Source organism: Lysinibacillus xylanilyticus (genome assembly GCF_001708185.1).
GTDB lineage: Bacteria > Bacillota > Bacilli > Bacillales_A > Planococcaceae > Lysinibacillus > Lysinibacillus xylanilyticus_A.
Map to the genome: position 1 here is coordinate 138520 of NZ_MDDN01000002.1, position 21018 is coordinate 159537.

Annotated in this window: 14 protein-coding genes; 2 read left to right on the plus strand and 12 right to left on the minus strand. The window is 36.5% G+C overall.

Annotated elements, in window-relative coordinates:
• Positions 1–55: 55 nt before the first annotated feature.
• From BFJ97_RS05390 to BFJ97_RS05445, 12 genes are all read right to left on the minus strand, one after another.
• A complete protein-coding gene (locus BFJ97_RS05390; protein WP_068983630.1) occupies positions 56–2296 on the minus strand; it encodes a BC_2427 family protein in 2241 nt (746 codons plus the stop codon).
• 672 nt (positions 2297–2968) lie between these two features.
• Positions 2969–3754: a CsxC family protein gene (locus BFJ97_RS05395; RefSeq protein ID WP_223553660.1), complete on the minus strand. Its 786-nt coding sequence runs from the start codon at positions 3752–3754 to the stop codon at positions 2969–2971.
• A gap of 699 nt (positions 3755–4453) precedes the next feature.
• The gene (locus BFJ97_RS05400; RefSeq protein WP_068983632.1) at positions 4454–5191 is read right to left on the minus strand and encodes a 16S rRNA (uracil(1498)-N(3))-methyltransferase; all 738 of its coding nucleotides are present in this window, start codon (positions 5189–5191) and stop codon (positions 4454–4456) included.
• 81 nt (positions 5192–5272) lie between these two features.
• On the minus strand, positions 5273–6214 hold the full coding sequence (gene prmA / locus BFJ97_RS05405) for a 50S ribosomal protein L11 methyltransferase (protein WP_068983633.1): 942 nt from the start codon (positions 6212–6214) through the stop codon (positions 5273–5275).
• Between the two features lie 21 nt (positions 6215–6235).
• On the minus strand, positions 6236–7354 hold the full coding sequence (gene dnaJ, locus BFJ97_RS05410) for a molecular chaperone DnaJ (RefSeq protein ID WP_068983634.1): 1119 nt from the start codon (positions 7352–7354) through the stop codon (positions 6236–6238).
• Positions 7355–7594: 240 nt separating this feature from the next.
• Complete coding sequence (gene dnaK, locus BFJ97_RS05415; RefSeq protein WP_068983635.1) at positions 7595–9436, minus strand: molecular chaperone DnaK; 1842 nt, start codon at positions 9434–9436, stop codon at positions 7595–7597.
• Between the two features lie 74 nt (positions 9437–9510).
• Positions 9511–10092 carry a nucleotide exchange factor GrpE gene (gene grpE / locus BFJ97_RS05420; protein WP_439097994.1) on the minus strand — a complete coding sequence of 194 codons (582 nt, stop codon included), beginning with the start codon at positions 10090–10092 and terminating at the stop codon, positions 9511–9513.
• Between the two features lie 2 nt (positions 10093–10094).
• The gene (hrcA, locus tag BFJ97_RS05425; protein WP_068983637.1) at positions 10095–11123 is read right to left on the minus strand and encodes a heat-inducible transcriptional repressor HrcA; all 1029 of its coding nucleotides are present in this window, start codon (positions 11121–11123) and stop codon (positions 10095–10097) included.
• An 89-nt stretch (positions 11124–11212) separates the two neighbouring features.
• Positions 11213–12358 (minus strand): radical SAM family heme chaperone HemW, encoded by a 1146-nt coding sequence (hemW, locus tag BFJ97_RS05430; RefSeq protein WP_068983638.1) that lies wholly within the window; start codon positions 12356–12358, stop codon positions 11213–11215.
• Between the two features lie 505 nt (positions 12359–12863).
• Positions 12864–14024, minus strand: a complete 1161-nt coding sequence (gene chrA, locus BFJ97_RS05435; protein WP_083226919.1) for a chromate efflux transporter — start codon at positions 14022–14024, stop codon at positions 12864–12866.
• Between the two features lie 531 nt (positions 14025–14555).
• The gene (locus BFJ97_RS05440) at positions 14556–15398 is read right to left on the minus strand and encodes a DUF4179 domain-containing protein (protein ID WP_068983640.1); all 843 of its coding nucleotides are present in this window, start codon (positions 15396–15398) and stop codon (positions 14556–14558) included.
• 461 nt (positions 15399–15859) lie between these two features.
• A complete protein-coding gene (locus tag BFJ97_RS05445; protein WP_068983641.1) occupies positions 15860–17050 on the minus strand; it encodes a DHH family phosphoesterase in 1191 nt (396 codons plus the stop codon).
• 525 nt (positions 17051–17575) lie between these two features.
• Here BFJ97_RS05445 and BFJ97_RS05450 point away from each other — a divergent pair.
• Together BFJ97_RS05450 and BFJ97_RS05455 are read left to right on the plus strand one after the other, a co-directional pair.
• Positions 17576–19219, plus strand: a complete 1644-nt coding sequence (locus BFJ97_RS05450) for a pyridoxal phosphate-dependent decarboxylase family protein (RefSeq protein WP_068983642.1) — start codon at positions 17576–17578, stop codon at positions 19217–19219.
• Positions 19194–20900, plus strand: a complete 1707-nt coding sequence (locus tag BFJ97_RS05455) for a methyl-accepting chemotaxis protein (protein WP_254660119.1) — start codon at positions 19194–19196, stop codon at positions 20898–20900. The genes BFJ97_RS05450 and BFJ97_RS05455 overlap by 26 nt, the downstream gene beginning before the upstream one ends.
• The last annotated feature ends 118 nt before the right edge of the window (positions 20901–21018 follow it).

Sequence of the window (21018 nt, forward strand, 5' to 3'; positions counted from 1 at the left end):
GCTGAAAGAAGTTAAAAAAAGATTTTTGACGTGAACAATAAGTTTCAATTATCCTCTAGACCCTCAACACTCGAATTTGCTGTACTTGTAGCATATGAACGACTAATTCTAATACCATATTTTGGCACAACTGATTTGAATGAAGTAATGACTCATTTTCTGCAAGAACTTCACTCATAGTGTGTAATGCCGTATACTCAATATTTTGATTTATAAAGCCTTCAATAAATAAATTTCCCTTTAACGCTGTACAAGTCCCATTACCTAATGATTGAGAAAACTGATTAGGTACAAATCTACTATTGGTTAATACTATCTCATTCGAGATGTCTTTAACTCCTGCAATCCCATTGTCAAATACAAAATATTCTTCCAGGCATATTTCAATTTTGTACTCTCCTACTACAACCGGAACTCTAATATTCATAAAGTCATCTGAAGTGCAAGAGTGATTATTTGTCTCTCCTTTTTTAATTGATTGTGTATTATGTAAGGGAACTGCAACTGATTTAAACGGATTATTCTTCTGATTATTGTTATCAAAAGTATCATTTTTCATTAAAAATATACATTCATTTATTTTAGAACGAACCAAACGACAATTAGGCTGTTCAGGATAATCCATCGTTGTATTAATTAGTTTGGTTTCAAATTGAGGAGAAAGGAGATTGTTTTGATCAAAAAATTCAAATGTATTTTTAGCTATCTCACCACAGATAGGCGCATGGAGAAAATCATCAATTTCTACATGGGTAGAAATTAGGATTTTTTTGGTTAGAGAACATACTTTTCCTTGTATTGAATCGGGAAATGCACTGACATGACCTGCAGGATTGGTTTTCCCCATATCTTCTGTATCTGTAAGACTCATAATTTTATCCTCACCAGCGGTTTCAGAAAAACTTATAAATGCACGATCAGAGTCTGGTTGAGCTGCAAAATCTTGTTCTTCCATAGGATTGGTTCCTTCTGACTCTTCTGTTTTAAGAAAATCATTCATTCCATCCTCAATTTTAATTTCAGAAGTAAAGAGCAGTTCACGTGTGGAATCTAGATGTGCTGCTACATCCTGTTCTTCTACAGGATTCGTTTCATCTTCCTCTTCTGTTTTAAGAAAATCATTCATTCCATCCTCAATTTTAATTTCAGAAGCAATGAGTAGTTCACGTGTGGAATCTAGATGTGCTATTACATCCTGTTCTTCTACTGGATTCGTTCCACCTTCCTCTTCTGTTTTAAGAAAATCATTCATTCCATCCTCAATTTTAATTTCAGAAGCAATGAGCCGTTCACGTGTGGAATCTAGATGTGCTGCTACATCCTGTTCTTCTACAGAATTCGTTTCATCTTCCTCTTCTTTTTCAAGGAGATTATTTATTTCATCCTCAATTTTAACTTCAGAAGCAATGAGTAGTTCACGTGTGGAATCTAGATGTGCTATTACATCCTGTTCTTCTACAGAATTCGTTTCATCTGCCTCTTCTGTTTTAAGGAGATCAATCATACCATCCTCAAATTTAACTTCAGAAGCAATGAGCAGTTCACGTGTGGAATCTAGATGTGCTGCTACATCCTGTTCTTCTATAGGATTCGTTTCATCTACCTCTTCTTTTTCAAGGAGATCATTCATTCCATCCTCAATTTTAATTTCAGAAGCAATGAGCAGTTCACGTGTGGAATCTAGTTGTGCTACTACATCCTGTTCTTCTATAGGATTCGTTTCATCTACCTCTTCTTTTTCAAGGAGATCATTCATTCCATCCTCAATTTTAATTTCAGAAGCAATGAGTAGTTCACGTGTGGAATCTAGATGTGCTGCTACATCCTGTTCTTCTACAGGATTCGTTTCATCTTCCTCTTCTTTTTCAAGGAGATCATTCATTCCATCCTCAATTTTAATTTCAGAAGCAATGAGTAGTTCACGTGTGGAATCTAGATGTGCTATTACATCCTGTTCTTCTACAGGATTCGTTTCATCTGCCTCTTCTGTTTTAAGAAAATCATTCATTCCATCCTCAATTTTAATTTCAGAAGCAATGAGCCGTTCTCGATTGGAATCTAGATGTGCTGCAAGATTCGCTACCTCTACAGGGCTGCTTTTATCTTCTTTTTCTATATCAAGGAGATCATTTACAAAATCGGAATCAGGAGAATTTAACATTTCACATGTAGAATTAAGTTCAGATGTATAATCTTGTCTTTTTGGAGGCTTAATTTGACTCTTACAAATGATGAAAACTTGTTGCTTAGAAGAAATTCCCTTCATCTCACTATAGTTAATCCATGGAGTTTTCATTAATTCACTCCTCGTAATAAAGTTTTAAGAAATAAAGTGCAACAGTTAATTCTTAAAATATTCCTACGCTTTTTTTCAACTAAGACATCTTCTTGATCGATTTTTCGTTTAAACTTTTGAGTTCTTCTAGGAAACATGATCAAAATTCGTTTTCTTCAAGAAAAACTCACGTAATAACCCATTTTATTACAAATGCCTAAAAACAAGCACTTTTCTATTGTTCCCCGGAGATATGTAGAAGTGTTTAGCTTATAAAGATGCCCATATTACGAATGTCAGCAGGTACAATTTAAACAACAAAATTATAAGCTATTTTTATTTTGAACTAAGTGTTGCACTTATCATTAAAACCATTTTATGCTTTACTTTTACTTTTGTCACAGAGCATTCCAAATTTTAGTAACAATTGAGAGGCGCTGACATAGCAAAAAATTGTGCATTACTCCAAAAAACAGTCATAGAAAAAACATAAATTGTTAGTAAGTTTTTCCATAGCAGAATATTATAATAAGGCAACATGTCAGTGAATTCTAATCGTTATCTATCACAAAAAAGGCAGTTGAAAGTTCGATTCAACCGAGCTTTCAACTACCAAGTTAAATATTGAATTTTTTTCAGGGCCCCTTGAAATGCCCTTTTTTATCTCCGTTGCTCCTCTATAACGCTAAAGATTTAACAAGGATTAGAAGGAGACTCATTAACTGGTGGAGTCAATCCTAAAAGATCAGGAGTTATTACAGAACCACCAGAATCAAGGCGGATTTGTTGAACTTGCACTACTTTCACAGTAAGATCTAGTACAATTTTTTCACGCAATGTGCAGAAAGTACCTTCAGGTCTTGCCATAGTTGGTGAAAAATCAAGTTCAAAGAAGTTTGCTGCTACTAACTCGCCAAATGGTTGTTCATTGTATTTAACGAGATTTTGGAAGAATGCTTTATCCAATCGAGCATCCGTTTGCGTAGTTTCATTAAGGAAGTTCGCTTCGGCAAACTCGGAAATTCCTAAGATTGGAGTAGGGCCCCCACCAGTTGCTGGGAAAGTAAGGTCTGCAAAACCAGAAAACGGAACATCAGCAATTCTATCTCGAAGTGCCCCATTACATTCTGCTGCAGCATACTCTATATTTTTGCGAATATGCCCTGCTACAAATAATTTAGCTCTTGTTACTCTAAAAAAGTCAGTGTTATCAATACGTGCAAATCTAACCGGTACTAGTTTAATCTGATTTAGGAATACATTTTTTTTCACTCTTTTGATTTCAGTTGCTGCAGGAGTAAGCGTAATATCCGACTCCACAACTATTTGAAGTGTTGGTTCTGCAAGTACTACTGGTACTTTAATAATTGGACGCACAACTGGTGTAGCGACTACTGGAGTAGCTTCACTATTTAATGGTATTTGTTCAGTTGATGTTACCGGACAAGGTTGGATTTGATTATTTGATTGATTATTCAAAAAAAATCTCCTCATTTCATTTTGTATTTTTTGAGAGCTCTCCATACCAGAATATGCAGCAATTGAATCTATGAATAGACGTGTATACTAGTTTTTTATTTTAAAAAAGGATTTTTGAGCTGAGAGATAAAAATGAACACAAAATGCCAGGTACTCACCGTTGTCGGCACCTGGTCTAATTGTTACTATCAATTATAATAATTTTTAACTTCTGTTTTAAAGTTTTCCAATACTTGTTCCTTGCCTGATCGCTGGGACTTACCTTTTCCCATTTTATGCTTTTATTTATTTTCTCGTAGTGTAAAATACCGAATCCAAAACCTATACACAAAGCTAATATTGAAATTGTAATTGGTATTTTACCTATTTCAAACAAACGAATATTAAATATTTCAGGAAAAGAATTGGTATATAAGCCTGTAGCAATTAATGAAGATTTGAATCTATTCTACATTCACTAATTACACTTGTTATTAATTGATCCTATTCTAACTAGTTTTTTGTATTACACAATGAAAAAGAGCTGATTCAAGTTTTTGAATCGGCTCACATTGTTAGGATTACTTATATTAGCAGTATTATGGTGATTTCTATCTCTTCAAAACTTGTCACAACTGCATTTATACTCAATTATACTGACGTTTACTCTTGCACAGCTAAGTGTGTGAAAAGCCTCATTTGACAAGTTTAATAGCTATGTCATTCAAATTCATAAGATATTGCAGAAAGTGCATAAAGCGGCGCTGTTTCTGCTCGTAATATTCTGGGTCCTAAAGACATCGTTTGAGCACCAGCTTGAAGCAGAGTATCTGCTTCTTTCCTTGCTATGCCACCTTCTGGACCAAAGATAATAAGAATTGATTTCGACTTCTTCTCATGCACGTTTTTTAGCTTCTCCGCAAACCTTGTACGTAGTTCTGCTTTTGCATCCTCTTCATCCGCTATAAAAACTGCGTCGAAATTGCCCATTTGTTCTACTAGCTGTTTAAAAGAGATGGGCTCATAAATTTCAGGGATCTGTGTACGATGTGATTGTTCAGCTGCTTCTTTTGCAATTTTTTGCAAACGTTCTTGCTTTTTTGCGCCCTTCTTTTTATCCCATTTAACGATGGAACGCTCAGCTTCAAATGGCAGTAGGGCAAACATTCCAAGCTCTGTTGCCTTTTGTGTAATAAGCTCTAGTTTATCGCCCTTGGGCAAACCACATGCCACGGTTACATGGATAGGTAACTCAGGAGAAGGAATCGTCTGTCCTATAGATTGGACAAGTATCTCTTCTTCTTCAAAGGCAGTAATTGTGCAAATATGGGCGATATTTTGTGCAACTACAACGATTTTGTCGCCCTCTTTCATACGCATTACTCGTTCAATATGTCGCGCGTCTTCTCCGCTAATACGCGCTTCCTCTATGGTCGTCTCAATAAAATAACGCTGCATGTTAAACACTCCTTTATAACAAGAAGAGAAAACGCCAAATCACAAGCACTCGGCTCACGATTTGGCGCTTCCTCAGTCAATTTATTGTGGACGACGGGCAATGATAGCTACCCAATCTTCCATTAGTAATACTTCTTCGATCACAAAGCCTGAAGCTTCTAGTTTTGCTTTTACATCATCACGTTTTGCGCCGATGATGCCTGAAGTGACATATAATCCGCCCGGTTTAACAATTGAAAATGCATCGTCAGTAAAGGACATAATAATTTCAGCTAAAATATTGGCTACAACGACATCTGCAGGTTCCTTTACTGTATCCAGTAAGTTCCCATGGAATACAGATACTTTATCATCAACTTTGTTTAACACAATATTTTCTTGTGCTGAACGTACAGCTACTTCATCTAAATCAAGCGCGTGTACGCTTTTAGCTCCTAATAAGGCTGCACCAATGGATAGAACACCTGACCCTGTTCCGATATCGATAACCGTATCTCCCTCTTTTACAACCTTCTCAAGCCCTTGTAAGCACATAACAGTTGTTGGGTGTGTTCCCGTACCAAAGGCCATACCAGGATCTAATTCAATTATTAATTCATCTGTTGATACTGGTGCATATTCTTCCCATGTTGGTACGATTGTAAAGCGTTCAGAAATTTTTACAGGATGATAGTATTGCTTCCACGCTGTTGCCCAGTCTTCTTCGTTTACTTCCACAATCGATACAACATTTTCACCAATATCGATATTGAAGTTCGTTAGATTTGTTATAGCCGCTTTAATTTCTTCGACTGTTTCGTTTAAAAAACTAGATTCTGATAAGTAGGCTTTAACAATAACACCATCTTTCGGAAAATCCGCTTCATTTAGTGCATAAATCTCACCATATTGATCTTCACGTGGCTTAGCAAATTCAGCAGAATCCTCTATAACAACACCACTTGCCCCAGCTTCATGCAAAATATTCGAAATTGCTTCTACCGCTTCATTTTTTGTATGAATGGATAATTCTGACCACTTCACGTAGCTCTTCAGCTCCTCTAATTATTCACCTTGGAATTTTTTCTTAAATTTATCAAAAAGTGAACTTCCTTGTTCTTCAGGAATATCGCCACTAATTTCCGCAAATTCACGTAGTATTTGTTTTTGTCTTTCTGTTAACTTTTCTGGCGTTACAACTTTTACTGTTACATATTGATTCCCTGTGCCATAGCCATGTACATTTTTGACACCTTTGTCTTTTAGACGGAATTGCGCACCTGACTGTGTCCCCGCAGGAATACGTAATTTTACTTTCCCGTGAACAGTAGGAACTTCAATTTCATCACCAAGAGCTGCTTGTGGGAATGTCAGTCTCAGTTCGAAATAAATATCATCGCCATCACGTTCAAACTCTTGGTGTCCTTGAACGCGGAACATAATATATAAATCTCCTGCTGGCCCTCCATTTATACCTGGTTCACCTTGACCAGACACACGAATTTGCTGACCATCATCAACACCTGCTGGGATTGTTACTTTGATTTTCTTACGTTGTTGGATTTTTCCTTCGCCACGACAAGATGAACATTTTTCTTTAATGATTTTACCTGCACCCTGACATGTCGAACAAGTACGACGATTCATCATACGGCCGAATGGTGTATCCACTGCCTGATTTACTTGACCAGCACCTTTACATGTTGAACATGTTTCAGGGTTAGTTCCTGGTTTTGCACCAGAACCGTGGCAAGTATCACATACTTCATCTTTAGGAATTTCGATTTCTGTTTCTTTCCCAAAAATCGCTTCCTCAAATTTAATATTCATACGATATTGTAAGTCATCACCTTTGCGTGGTGCATTCGGGTCTTGTCGGCGACCGCCACCACCAAAGAACGAACTGAAAATATCCTCGAAGCCGCCAAAGCCGCCGCCTCCGAAGCCACCACCAAAGCCTGCATTTGGATCTTCGTGACCAAATTGATCATAGCGCGCCTTTTTTTGATCGTCACTTAATACTTCATAAGCTTCAGCGATTTCTTTGAATTTTTCATCTGCACCTGGCTCTTTATTAAGGTCAGGATGGTATTGTTTTGATAATTTACGGTAGGCTTTTTTAATTTCATCTTTAGAAGCCGATTTCGTTAAACCAAGCACCTCGTAGTAATCGCGTTTATCCATGATTCACACTCCGCTCTTTTTGCATAAAATCTATTGTATCATGCAGTTAAAAAAACTGCCTCTATTTTTATTATTAAATATTCATTAAAAATGTAACAATATATGTTTTTTCACTTTTCCCTACACATAACCTATAGAACTAGACAATTAAAGTGCAGTTTGATGAAATATATAAAAATAAAGAGAAAAGCCAAAGCCGCAAGCGGTCTTTGGCTTTTTCACTTAACTAGTTACTAATTATTATTTATCGTCTTTAACTTCTTCAAAGTCAGCGTCTACGATACCGTCGTCTTTTTTACCAGCGGCCGCATCTGGACCTGCTTCGCCACCTTGAGCTGCTTGAGCAGCTGCTGCAGCTTGTTCATATACTTTCATAACTAATGGCTGTAATACGCCTTCTAGTTTTTCTTTAGCAGATTTAATGCCTTCTAATTCGCCAGCTTCAAGCGCTTTTTTCAGTTCATCACGAGCATCTTCAACAGATTTTTTCTCTTCTTCTGAAATTTGTTCGCCTAAGTCAGCAATTGTTTTGTCAACTTGGAACACTAATTGGTCTGCTTCGTTGCGAAGATCTGCTTCCTCTTTACGTTTAGTATCCGCCTCAGCATTTGCTTCAGCATCTTTTACCATACGTTCGATTTCTTCCTCAGATAAACCAGAATCAGATTGGATAACAATTGTTTGTTCTTTGTTAGTACCAAGGTCTTTCGCTTTAACAGATACGATACCGTTTTTATCAATATCGAAAGTTACTTCGATTTGTGGTACACCACGTGGTGCTGGTGGAATATCCGATAATTGGAAGCGACCTAATGTTTTGTTATCTGCTGCCATTGAACGTTCACCTTGCAGTACGTGAATGTCTACTGCTGGTTGGTTGTCAGCTGCTGTTGAGAATACTTGTGATTTAGATGTTGGGATCGTAGTGTTACGGTCAATTAATTTTGTGAATACGCCACCCATAGTTTCGATACCTAATGAAAGTGGAGTTACGTCAAGTAAAACTACGTCTTTTACATCACCAGTTAATACGCCCCCTTGAACAGCAGCACCCATTGCTACAACTTCGTCAGGGTTTACACCGCGGTGTGGCTCTTTATTAGTTTCTTTACGTACAGCTTCTTGTACGGCTGGAATACGAGTAGAACCACCAACTAAGATTACTTGGTCAATTTCAGATGTTGATAGACCTGCATCAGATAATGCTTGACGTACTGGACCTACTGTACGGTTTACTAATGGTAATGTAATTTCGTCAAATTTTGCACGAGTTAAAGAAATTTCTAAGTGTAATGGACCCGCTTCACCTGCAGTGATGAATGGTAAAGAAATTTGAGTAGATGTTACACCAGATAAATCTTTTTTCGCTTTTTCAGCTGCATCTTTTAAACGTTGCATAGCCATTTTATCTTTTGAAAGGTCAATGCCATTTTCTTTTTTGAATTCTGCTACAAGATACTCAATGATAGCGTCGTCGAAATCGTCCCCACCTAGTTTATTATCACCAGCTGTTGCTAATACTTCAAATACTCCATCACCTAATTCAAGAATAGATACGTCGAATGTACCACCACCAAGGTCAAATACTAATACTTTTTGATCTTGATCTTGTTTATCTAAACCATAAGCAAGTGCAGCAGCTGTTGGTTCGTTGATAATACGCTCTACTTCTAGACCAGCGATTTTACCAGCGTCTTTTGTAGCTTGACGTTGAGCATCATTGAAGTAAGCAGGTACTGTAATAACCGCTTTTGTTACTTTTTCACCTAAGTAATCTTCCGCATAACCTTTTAAGTATTGTAGAATCATTGCAGATACTTCTTGTGGAGTATATTCTTTATCTTCCACTTTAACTTTTTCAGATGTACCCATTTTAGATTTAATAGAAATAATTGTGTTAGGGTTTGTTACTGATTGACGTTTTGCTACTTCACCAACTTGACGTTCACCATTTTTGAATGCAACAACAGATGGTGTTGTACGGTTTCCTTCTGGGTTTGGAATTACTTTCGGTTCCCCACCTTCAAGTACAGAAACGCAAGAGTTTGTTGTTCCTAAGTCAATACCAATAATTTTGCTCATTAAAATTTCCTCCTATTAATTAAACGCAAAGGATGCGTTTTCTACTAAATGTAATTGACTAAATAGTGCTATGACTATTCGTTTACAGATACCATTGTTGGGCGTAATACACGATCCTTTAACATATAGCCTTTTTGTAGCTCGCGTAAGACAACACCCGTTTCTTTTTCACTATCTTGCTCCTGCATGACAGCTTGGTGAACATTCGGATCAAATTGCTCACCTTCTGCTTTAATAATTTGTAAGCCTTCCTTCTCAGTTGCTTCTAGTAGAGAGCGGTACACCATTTCGATACCTTTTACGATAGAAGCAGTTTCTTCTGAAGTTGCTTCAACTTGTAAAGCACGCTCAAAATTATCGATCACCGGCAATAAATCTGAGAGTAAGCTCTGAGCACGGTACTTTTCAGCAGCCTCTCGATCGAGTTGACTGCGACGACGTATATTATCGAAGTCAGCACGTAAGCGTAGATGACGATTTTCCTCATCGTCTAGCTTTGCTTGTAACTCAGCTAGCTTTGCTTCGTACTGTTCTTCGATTGTTAATTCAGTTTCTTGTCCTACTTCTACTTCTACTTCATTTTCAGCTTGTACATTCTTTTCTTCTTGTACAAGGTCTTTGTTTTCAGTTGTTTCCGTCACTTGAATCCTCCTCATTATCAATCACTACGATTCTTCGTAAAGGCTAGTGTTAAATCCATGCGCATTACGTCTAGTAAAGCAACAACACGTTTATAATCCATACGTGTAGGACCAATAATTGCGATAGCCCCCTGCTGGTCTTCACCAATAGAATAAGTGGTCGTAATGACACTACAGTTTTCCATTTCTAACTGTTTATTTTCCGAGCCAATACGAATTTGAATGCCCGATTCATTGGGATGGAAGAGCGACTGCACTTGGCTAGTCGTTTCCATTAAGTCCAAAATCATACGGACTTTATTTAAATCGTGGAATTCCGGTTGGTTGAACATATTTGTTTTACCACCATAGTAAATTTTACTTTCCGAATTATGCATCGTCGCTGTAACGAGAGCGTGAACAAAATCATCCGCTGATCGAACATGCTGCTGTAATACTGCTAGCACTTCAGCTTCGAGTTTTATATGAATATCCTCTAATGACACACCAACTAGGCGGTCATTTAAGATATTAACCATTTTCTCTAATTCAGAAGCGGTAAAATTAGGCGGTAAATTAAACATCCGATTTTCAACATGTCCGTTATTCGTTACGATAATCGCTACTGCTGTATCGCTAGAGAGTGGCACAATTGAAAATCGTTTAACAAGATGTCTGTGAACATCAGGTCCTAAAAGAATGGATGTATACGATGTCAGCTCTGATAAAATATTGGCAGACTTTCGGATAATATGCTCCACTTCTACTAAACGATCGTTGAAAATTGATTGGATTTGCTGAATGTCCCTTGAATTAATGCCCTGTGGGTTCAACAAATGATCTACATAAAATCTATAACCCTTTTCCGAAGGCACTCGACCAGAGGAAGTGTGCGTTTTTTCTAAAAAGCCTAATTCCTCTAAATCCGCCATTTCATTTCGAATCGTGGCTGGACTAAATGTAATCTCTTGCTTTTTGGAGATTTGGCGAGAACCTACCGGCTGTGCAAACATAATAAAGTCGTCTACAATGGCTTGCAATATTTGTAATTGCCGATTTGTTAGCATGATTATCACCTCTGTTAGCACTCAATCAAGAGGAGTGCTAATACTATTAATAAGTTATCAAATCCCACATTTTATGTCAACGATATCGCTCAATCTTCTAGCAAAAATTGTTGAAATACTTCATTACCTACAAAACGACCTTTTCGCGTAAGACGAATTCCTTTTGGATCATCTTCCAATAGACCTTCTGAGACTAGTTTTTCAATGACATGTCGATAACGCACATGCATCGATTCCTTAAATTTTTCTTCATATATAGTGTGTGTAATTCCTTCTATTTTACGCAGACCTAAAAACATTTGCTCCTCTCGTTTTTCATTCTCTGTTACAACATGTTCATACACAATTGGTAGTTCCCCTGCATTCACTGTCTCCATATACTTTTTCAACGGTCCGTGATTTGAATAACGCACACCAGCTAGATATCCATGTGCACCAGCACCAAAGCCTGCATACTCATCGTTTTCCCAGTAAATTTTGTTATGTTTAGAACTGAAACCAGCTTGTGCAAAATTGCTAATTTCGTATTGTTGAAGTCCATGTGCCTCCATCTGGTTCATTAGCACATCATACATATCCGCTTCAAGATCTTCAGTCGGTAAATGTAGCTTACCTTTTGTGTATTGATTATAAAAAATCGTTTTTGGCTCCACGATTAGTGAATACGCTGAAAAATGTGGTAAATCAAGCGCAAATGCTTTTTCTAAGGTGTCCTTCCATTGAGCCATCGTCTGCCCCGGCAAACCATACATTAAATCTAGACTAATATTTCTGAAACCAACCTTTTTAGCCAAGGCAATTGTTTCATAGACGTGATTGTTGCTATGTGTACGACCTATTTTCTTTAACAACTCTTGATCAAAAGATTGCACACCCATACTTAAGCGATTTACACCACCATCAAACAATGCACGCATTTTTGCCTCTGACAGCTCGTCCGGATTGGCCTCTGATGTAAATTCTGTCACACTGCTCATCGGAATATACGTACGAATAAGCTCAAGAAGTTTCACTAATTGTTGAGGCGATAAGGCTGTTGGTGTTCCGCCTCCAAGAAATATCGTTTCGATTTGTGTAAAGCTCTCGGGATATTTTTTTGTAGCAAGCTCCATCTCCTTGCCCAGCGCTTCTATATATTCATCCACAGGTTGATTTTTAAAATAAAATTTATTGAAATCGCAATAGTTGCAAATTTGATGACAAAAAGGAATATGAATGTAAACACCTCGTGCCATAGCTATCCCTTCTTTCTCGTTAAGTCTTTTTCCATTTCCTCATTATAAACAAACACTCAGGAGAACGCTATGAATCAAACCATTTAGAATGACACGTTTAAGTTGAACTTGTTACTAAATACATGAACTTGATATGTATTTCAGCAACAGCTGCTACTATAACCGTCGAGGAAATTACACTGAATTGCGTAACATTAATTCGAATGCACAGATTTAACGAAAAATCTCGGAAATTTCGCCAGGGTCACTAAATTTTTTGGCTATGTATTCCTTTGAAATTATTAATTTTTTTCAAATGAATAAGCGTATTCGATTGTTAAGTTCGAATACGCTCGTATGTTCGATGGCAAATAAGTTACTACTATCAAAGTGTTTTGATAGTATAATAAAAATCTAATGTTTGAGACTGATTCACAGTTTCAATGGCAAGCACTCATGCACTAGTATCTCGACGTTGAACCTTTACGGAAGTAAGCTATTCGATGCAACTATAATTACATTGAGCTTAGTTAAAAATAACACCTACTACAACACCTATTAGCACAAGTAAATAAGGTGGAATTCTCCAGCGTATTAAAAGCAATAAAAATACTGAAGCTATTAGTATATCTGTTCCATCTTGAATAGTTTGCGTTACTATAGGTTGAATAAAAGCAGCAGCTAAAATCCCAACAACCGCAGCATTTGCTCCGGCAATCGCTCCCCTTAATCCAGCGATTCGGTTAAGTGCAAGCCAAAAAGGCATTGCCCCTACTATTAGTAAAAAAGCTGGTAAAAAGATAGCTACTGTAGCTATGATGGCCCCTGGTACTCCAGCAATGACCATACCTATATAGGAGGCAAACGTAAATAATGGGCCAGGGACCGCCTGTGTCATTCCGTAGCCAGCTAAAAAATCCGAAGAACTCATCAATCCACCTTGAACAAACTGTGCCTCTAGTAAAGGCAACACGACATGACCTCCACCAAACACTAATGCACCTGATAGATAAAACTTTTCAATCATCGTAAACCATTCATATTGAATAAATGGGCTAGCTACTGGTAAACCAACAAGCAATATGACAAACAGCGCTAAAAAACATACACCAGTCGTTTTTGAAATAGGTATAACCGCTTCTTTTAAGTCATCCCTCTCAGCCGTTTTCTTAAAAAATTGATAGCCTATGACAGAAGCAAAGAAAATAGCAGTTACCTGTGCAAGTGGATGCATCCATAAAAGCACTACTACAAGTGCTAACAAAGCGATTATAAAATGGCGAATACTAAGGATTAATTTTTTTGACATATCAAAAATAGCTTGTGCAACAATCGCAACCGCTACTAATTTTAAGCCAAGAACCCACCCCATCTCCAACTCAGTCTGTGTAGAAAAATAGGCAAATGCCATAAGCAGCAAAACTGACGGTAATGTAAAACCAAGAAATGACACAATACTACCAAAAATTCCGCCTCTTAATAAGCCGATCCCCATCCCTACCTGGCTCGATGCTGGTCCGGGTAAAAATTGACTGAGTGCAACAAGCTGACTGTAGTCATGATCAGATAACCATTTACGCTTTTGAACATATTCATTTTGAAAATACCCTAAATGTGCAGTGGGACCCCCAAAGGATGTACAACCTAATTTAAGCGAAACTAAAAAAATTTCCCATAACCTACGCAATATCTTCAACTACTTTCCATATCGTCTATATTTATATTACGCGGGGGAAACCTCCTCTTGGATTAAGATATTGTAAAATTTTTTTGGTATGTTGATTATCTATTTTTATCCATATTAATTTAGAAGGCTCTGATTTCTGCTACGGGCTACAAAATAGGGATATATTAACAAAATAGCAACATAAAGGGATCATCACCAAAAGTTGTGGATGACATTTGTTAAGACGTATGCTTTGTATATTAGTTGATTGGAGTGGAGACTGGGCGACTCCTTGGGGATTAGCGTCACAGATGAGACCCTGGAGCGAACAACGCGAGTGAAGCGGCTCATCGGACGCCCCCAGGAAGCTTTGCTCTGTGCGAAAGCGAAGCGACAGCAACAAAGCGCCCAGTTGGAACGGAAATCAACCACACGTTATGGTGATAATCCACAAAAAAAACAAAAAAATTCCTTTTATCACTCAATAGTAAATCTATTATTTCCTAATCAACACGCATGGTTTTTAATAAAATTAAGGTTAATCAAGGATAGTTATTTTTCCCTAATCTTAACAGCAGAACCGAGTTCACTTCCATCTACAGCAACAGGAATTAGCTCATAGCCCTTCCCTGTTAAATATACTGCATCGAGGCGAACACCCCACTTCGTATAATCTTCGTTTAAAGGATACGCAGTGTTAAAGTCCCAAGATTCTCCTGATGCTGATTGGATTTTAAAATGTATCGCTTCATTTAACAGGCTATTCTCAGAATGAAAGTAAATCGTTGTTGATATTGGTGTAGAAATAACCTTCTCTATCGTTATCTCTTGACCATCTAATAGCTTCACTTTTTTCGCAACAGTGAACGTCTTCCTATCTTCTTGTAATTGCTTTTGTGAAGCTTCCACTTGAAATTCCCACGGCTCGTCAATCTTTTTTTCTCCGTTCCAGTCGTTATAGCGAATATCTAAATTTAATATTTTGTCCTTTGGTAGTTCACTCAATTTCACACTACTATAGATGGTAAAAACCTTATCGGATTGTGCGATGGACTGTCCTCCATTTCTAACCGTGAATTCTTTCCCATTCACAAAAACTTGTGGAAAGAGATAAATTTGATCATCGAAATTTACATCCTTTACTGGCTTAAAGGTAGCATTCAATAAGATCTGATTATCGTCAATTATTATTTCATTTAATGTTAAACGTCCAAGTTTATTTTCGGTAGTTTTACCAACAACTGTTTTGTATGCTTCAAAATTCAATTCCTTATAAAACAAAAAATAAAAAACAAATACACAAGTAACTACCAAGAAAAGCAATACTACAATAAACCATGCTTTACGTCCTCGATTTTCCTTAGGCTGACCCTCGACTATCAAATCATTGGACATCATGTACACCTCATTCTAAGAAAGTATGTCTACACAAATGCTTTTTATTTATTGTAGTTTTCAGTTGAACATTATATAACCTCTAACAATGTCAAGGCGTGACGGATTTCACTATGTATCAAAAGGAATAATTTATATTCCTTTAATGCGTTGAAAAACTTGAAGAACAAAATGGTAAGGAAATCTTTGTGATTGTTGCAAAATGAGGGTGATTCAGTTTCAGGCCTCGCGTTCATATGAGCTAGCGTCAAACCGCTTTCTTCACTTACATTGTTGCTGTCGCTTCGCTTTCGCACAGTCAAAACCATATTGTTGCTGTCGCTTCGCTTTCGCACAGTCAAAACAAAGCGCTCAGTCGGAACGGAAATCAACCACTCGTTTTACCGAAGAGCCATGCTTTGTCTGACACCTTAATCATTTCATTCACACAATAACACTATGAAAGGAATAATCTATATCCCTTACTCTTGCTGTCGAATCTTTCTAGCCTCTCCCATTAAATAATCTACAAATACCTCATCTTTCACTAACCATGCTTGATAATTTCTTTTTAAAAACCATTCCGCTTCATAAAAGCTTGTAAAGTTTTGATCTAATGGAAGTTTATTTTTTTCAATTACCCAATCAAAATCACTTATTGAATATAGGAGGAAAATTTCTTTCTTGAGGTTTTTATACAATGTCCCAAAAGAAGAAAACCTTAAATTATAGCTATTTCGTTTCGCATCCTCTGGTATTGGTTCTATATGAAATGTTTGTGCCACGTACTGCTTATAAGCTTCATCTGTTAAAGAACAACCAGCTGCCTTTTGATGGCCTCCCCCTCCGAATTCTCCTGCAATTGCCGAAACATCTATATGATCATGAATCGTTCGAAAGGAAATCTTTTTGCCTCCCATATTTAAGATAGCTATAAAATCAAGGTGTACATTTTCTTTTCCTAATTCATTACCAAGCTCGGAATGATAAGATTCTGCATAAACCACACCTGTAAAGAATTCTCCCATTGCTGTTTGCACTAGTTCCCTTTTTTTCCGGCGGATATAACGTTTTATTTTCTCTTCTTCCATGTTTAAAATTTTCTTTTCAAATTCATCAAAATCAAATTGCTCACTTGATTTTAAACGTTCAAGCATTTTTTCTTCAAATTCCTCGATGGACACCAAATAAAAAAGAGTATTTAATCGATGTGCTTGGTGATTTTCATTCTTTTCCCATTCCCATGTATCGTACTGTCTCACTAACTCTACAAATTCTGTGATGGAATTCGTTTTTTCTATTAACCCCTGTGTGATAAGATACTGATAAAATAAGGATGTTGCTGATGTTAAATATCCGTTTTCATCTTCGACTACTACTTTACCCCATTCATACTCGTTCAAATGGTGAGCCGTTTTATGATGATCAAGCAGTTGAACATTGCCAGTTGCGTTATAATAATCATTCAATCTTTTTTCAATTTTCTCATTCGGAGATAAATCGGTAATAAATAAAAAAGTATCTTGCTGGTTATTATCTAAAAAGTACTCAATCTCTCGGTCAAGCGACGCAATTGAATTGTATCTTACTTTTACTTGATCATGAAAAGCTAGCTTGGCTAAAATTCCGCAACCTACGCCATCTAAATCATTATGTGATAGCAATTTATACATTTTTTCACCTCAATAAATAGTATGGTTTATCGTTGAAAAAATTATTGGTATGCGAAACAAGAAAAAACTTTATGTGAGTTTTGGGAATGCTATTGCAATAATTCGAATAAAGCGACCATAGAACAGAATTTGCATCTATGCAGATTCTGTTTTGACTAAAGTAGTACTCTCTCCAATAGTCATAAAGTATTAAAACTTTCACTTTATTGTTAAATCAAAAATTATTCATGTCATAGTATTTATCATTAAGTATTTATTTTCTACAATGCTTAACATTCACTATTTTTTATAATAATTCTCTCATAATTGTCACAAAAACCCTCTTTAACACAACCTTTGTACAAATATCCTATTAGCAAATCTCCCTTTTCAATTAATTAGATTATTTAAAAATGTCAAAAATTAATTTTTTAAGAAAATATAAATTCATTTTTTGTTATAATATGCTATTATATTTTTAGTAAAACGACCTATTTTTATGCAATAAAAAAATAGAGGAAAAATGAACTACAAAGGATGATAAACATGAAAAAAATCCAACAATTATTCCAAAGCGAAGACGGAAATATCGAACAAAGAGAGAATTTTTTATCTCTGTTAGAGAAAATTGTTTCATCATTAGATGAGTTAAAGAATCCAAAAATAACAACTCTTGGACCGATGAAAGAGCGTTCTGACAATTTTTACAAAGAGCTAATGCAAGATCATCAAGTACCAACTTCAGGTGTAGGACTTGATCAGGTTGTGGATGGATTAACACAATTGATGCAAGGACATCCTTACCATACACGCAACTTTGTAACAAATGTTTTACCAATGGCCAGCATTCCTGGCATTTTAGGTCAATTTACAAGTGCCTTACTTAACGGTAACAATCTATGGGATGTATACGGACCAGCTGCCGCAGAATGTGAGGTAAAAGTTGTAGCAATGATGTCGAAGTTAGTTGGTTACGACTATACGCAAAGCTTTGGCTACACAACATGGGGAGGACAAGGGGCTGTTTTCAGTGGGCTACGTCTTGCTATCGCTAAACAATTCCCTAACGCAAAGGAAGATGGCGTACCAAATAATTTATATTGCTTCGCTTCAGAAAATGCGCATTACAGCTTATTAAAATCAATCGAAGCAGTGGGCATCGGGAGCAAACATTTAATTCGTGTTAAAGCTGGAAAAGATCATTCAATGGATATCGAAGACTTACAAGCTCGCATGACGGAAGTTATAGAAAACGGTGGCATTCCGGTGTATGTAGTAGCTACAACTGGTGCTACAGATCAATTTGCCATCGATGATGTACAAGCGATCAAAAACGTTACAACTAACCTTGAACAAAAATATTCCTTAAAACCAATACATATTCATGCTGATTCAGCTTTAGGTGGTTTTTATGCCTTTTTCAATGATTATGATTTTAAGGCAAATCCACTTCAGTTCGAGTCTGATGTTTTACAAGGATTAGAACAAATTAAAGAACGTATGCAATATCTGCCTATCGCTGATAGCCTTTGTTTTGACTTCCAAAAGCTTGGTCAAACGCCGTATTTAACTAGCCTATTCTTAATAAAAGAAGGTAAACATTTGCAGTTGTTAGATATTGAAGACTTCGACACACCTTATGTAGGCAATAGAGGCTATGGTTCTTATCACACAGGCTATACATTAGAGTGCTCTCGTATGGGTAGTTCAATTGCTATTTATGCAGCATTACAAGCCTTTGGTAAAGAAGGCTACCAACAAATATTAGCAAATTATGTGCGTGTCAATTTAGCATTCCGTGCGCAGTTAGCTGAAAAGACTCCAATGTTACAAGTAGTCAATGAGGATAATATTGGACCAGTCACAGCATTTCGTTTGTATCCTGAAGGCTTTAATTGGAAATCTGAACAGTCAGGTAGCTATACACAAGATCAGATTGAATATATTAATGGCCTTAACGCTTCTTTATTTGAGATTATAGGTGAAGGTCGTGACGAAGTATTTTTCGGTGATACAACACGAGTTTGCACTGTCATCACGAGTGATACAAAACAACAGATGCCAGTCGCTGCTGCAAAATTCTTCTCTATTTCTCCTTATACTGAGACGGAGCATATTGGTGATATGATTCATTTCTTACAACAAAAGTTAAAAGTTTTGGAGGATGCTAAAGTTGAATATAGTAACTAAGCTAAAGAGTTCTTTACTTTATAAATATATTGCTAGCTTTACTATTCCTATTACTATTATTTCAATTTTATTTAGCGTCGTATTATTTATTGCGTCCAATCAAATTATCAATAATTTCGTTATTACACAATTTGAGTCATCTTTAGATGTTATTTCTAAAACTATTTTTGAAGATATAGACATAAACGACGTCAAAGCTGCAGATGACGGTGATAAGGATAAATATGAAGAACTATTAAATCAATTAAATGAAACACTTAAAAAGTTTAATATTGAAAATGCCTACGTCCTTTCACGTGCAAATGGCAAGGAACATATTGTTGCATTAAGCAATAAAGATAATCAACAAGAAGACTATGTTTTTAGTAAAGACATGCGTGAAGCGTTAGATTTTGAAACCGTTAAATCTAGTGAAATTTATAAAGATGAATACGGTATTCATAAATCCATTTTTATACCATTTAAAGATACTGATATGCTTTTGGGTATAGATATGGACGCTTCTTTCATTTCTGAACTTCATACAAAGATTATTTGGAATTGTATCATTATGACCTTAATTTTTGTGATATTTGGTGGTATCGTGGCTTATTTCATTAGTAAAGGCATTATAAAACCAATTAAAAATATGACTGGTTATGTGAGTAAGGTGGCAAAAGGAGACTTAGCTGTGGAACCACTTCGTATTAAGGGTTCTCATGAAATTGCACAGCTTTCTAAAGGCATTGAAAATATGACTGCAGACTTACGCTCGCTTATTCAGCAAATTGCTGAAAATGCTGAGCAAGTAGCTGCTATGTCTGAAGAGTTAACAGCAAGCTCTGAGCAAACAAGTGCATCTATTCAACAAATTACTTCTTCTATGCAAGAAGTAGCTGCGGGATCAGAAAAACAAACTTCCTCTATTGAAGAAGTAGAACATCATATTACAACAATCTCTACAAAGATGTCAGAAGTTGTAACGAGCGTTAATGATGTCACTACTAAGGCATTTAGTGCATCTTCTATTTCAGAGAAAGGCAATTCGACGATTCAAAATGCTACTGAAAAGATGGCTGTAACATCTGATGCAATTCAAGAAACTTCGGTAGTTGTGGAACGTTTAAGCACATACACAAATGAGATCGGTGACATCGTGACATTAATTAATGAAATTACTGATCAAACAAATTTACTTGCTTTAAATGCATCGATTGAAGCGGCTCGTGCTGGTGAGCATGGTAAAGGCTTCGCAGTTGTAGCAGAAGAAGTACGTAAGCTGGCTGACCAATCATTAGCTGCAACGAATAGTATTCGAACACGTATTGAAACAATTAAGGAAGAGTCTGCCCAAGCCGTAAAATCAATGGCAATAAGCAGTAATAATCTGGCTGAAAGCTCTACTACTTTTAATGCATCAGGTGAAGCTTTTAAAGAAATCAATGCACATATTACTGAACTAACTCAAGAAATGGATCAAGTTAACAACATCATTACTACAATGAACGAAGGCGTTAATAGCATCGCCATTTCTGTAGAGGAGGTTGGTGTAGTAGCCGTTCAAGCATCTGGAAACATTCAAAATGTAGCAGCTGCTTCTGAAGAACAATCAGCAAGTATTGAAGAGATTACTGCGTCGTCCAATAATTTAGCTGAGATGGCACAGCAACTTCGCAATATCATCCAAAAATTTCAGTTATAAGAAAAACTAAGCAATAATATTCTTCTTTCTGATCACAAAAATCCGCTATACTTTTTGTGGGTAAGTTTCTCCCAACAGAAGTCTATGCGGATTTTTGTTATGCTTTTTAAAAGTACTT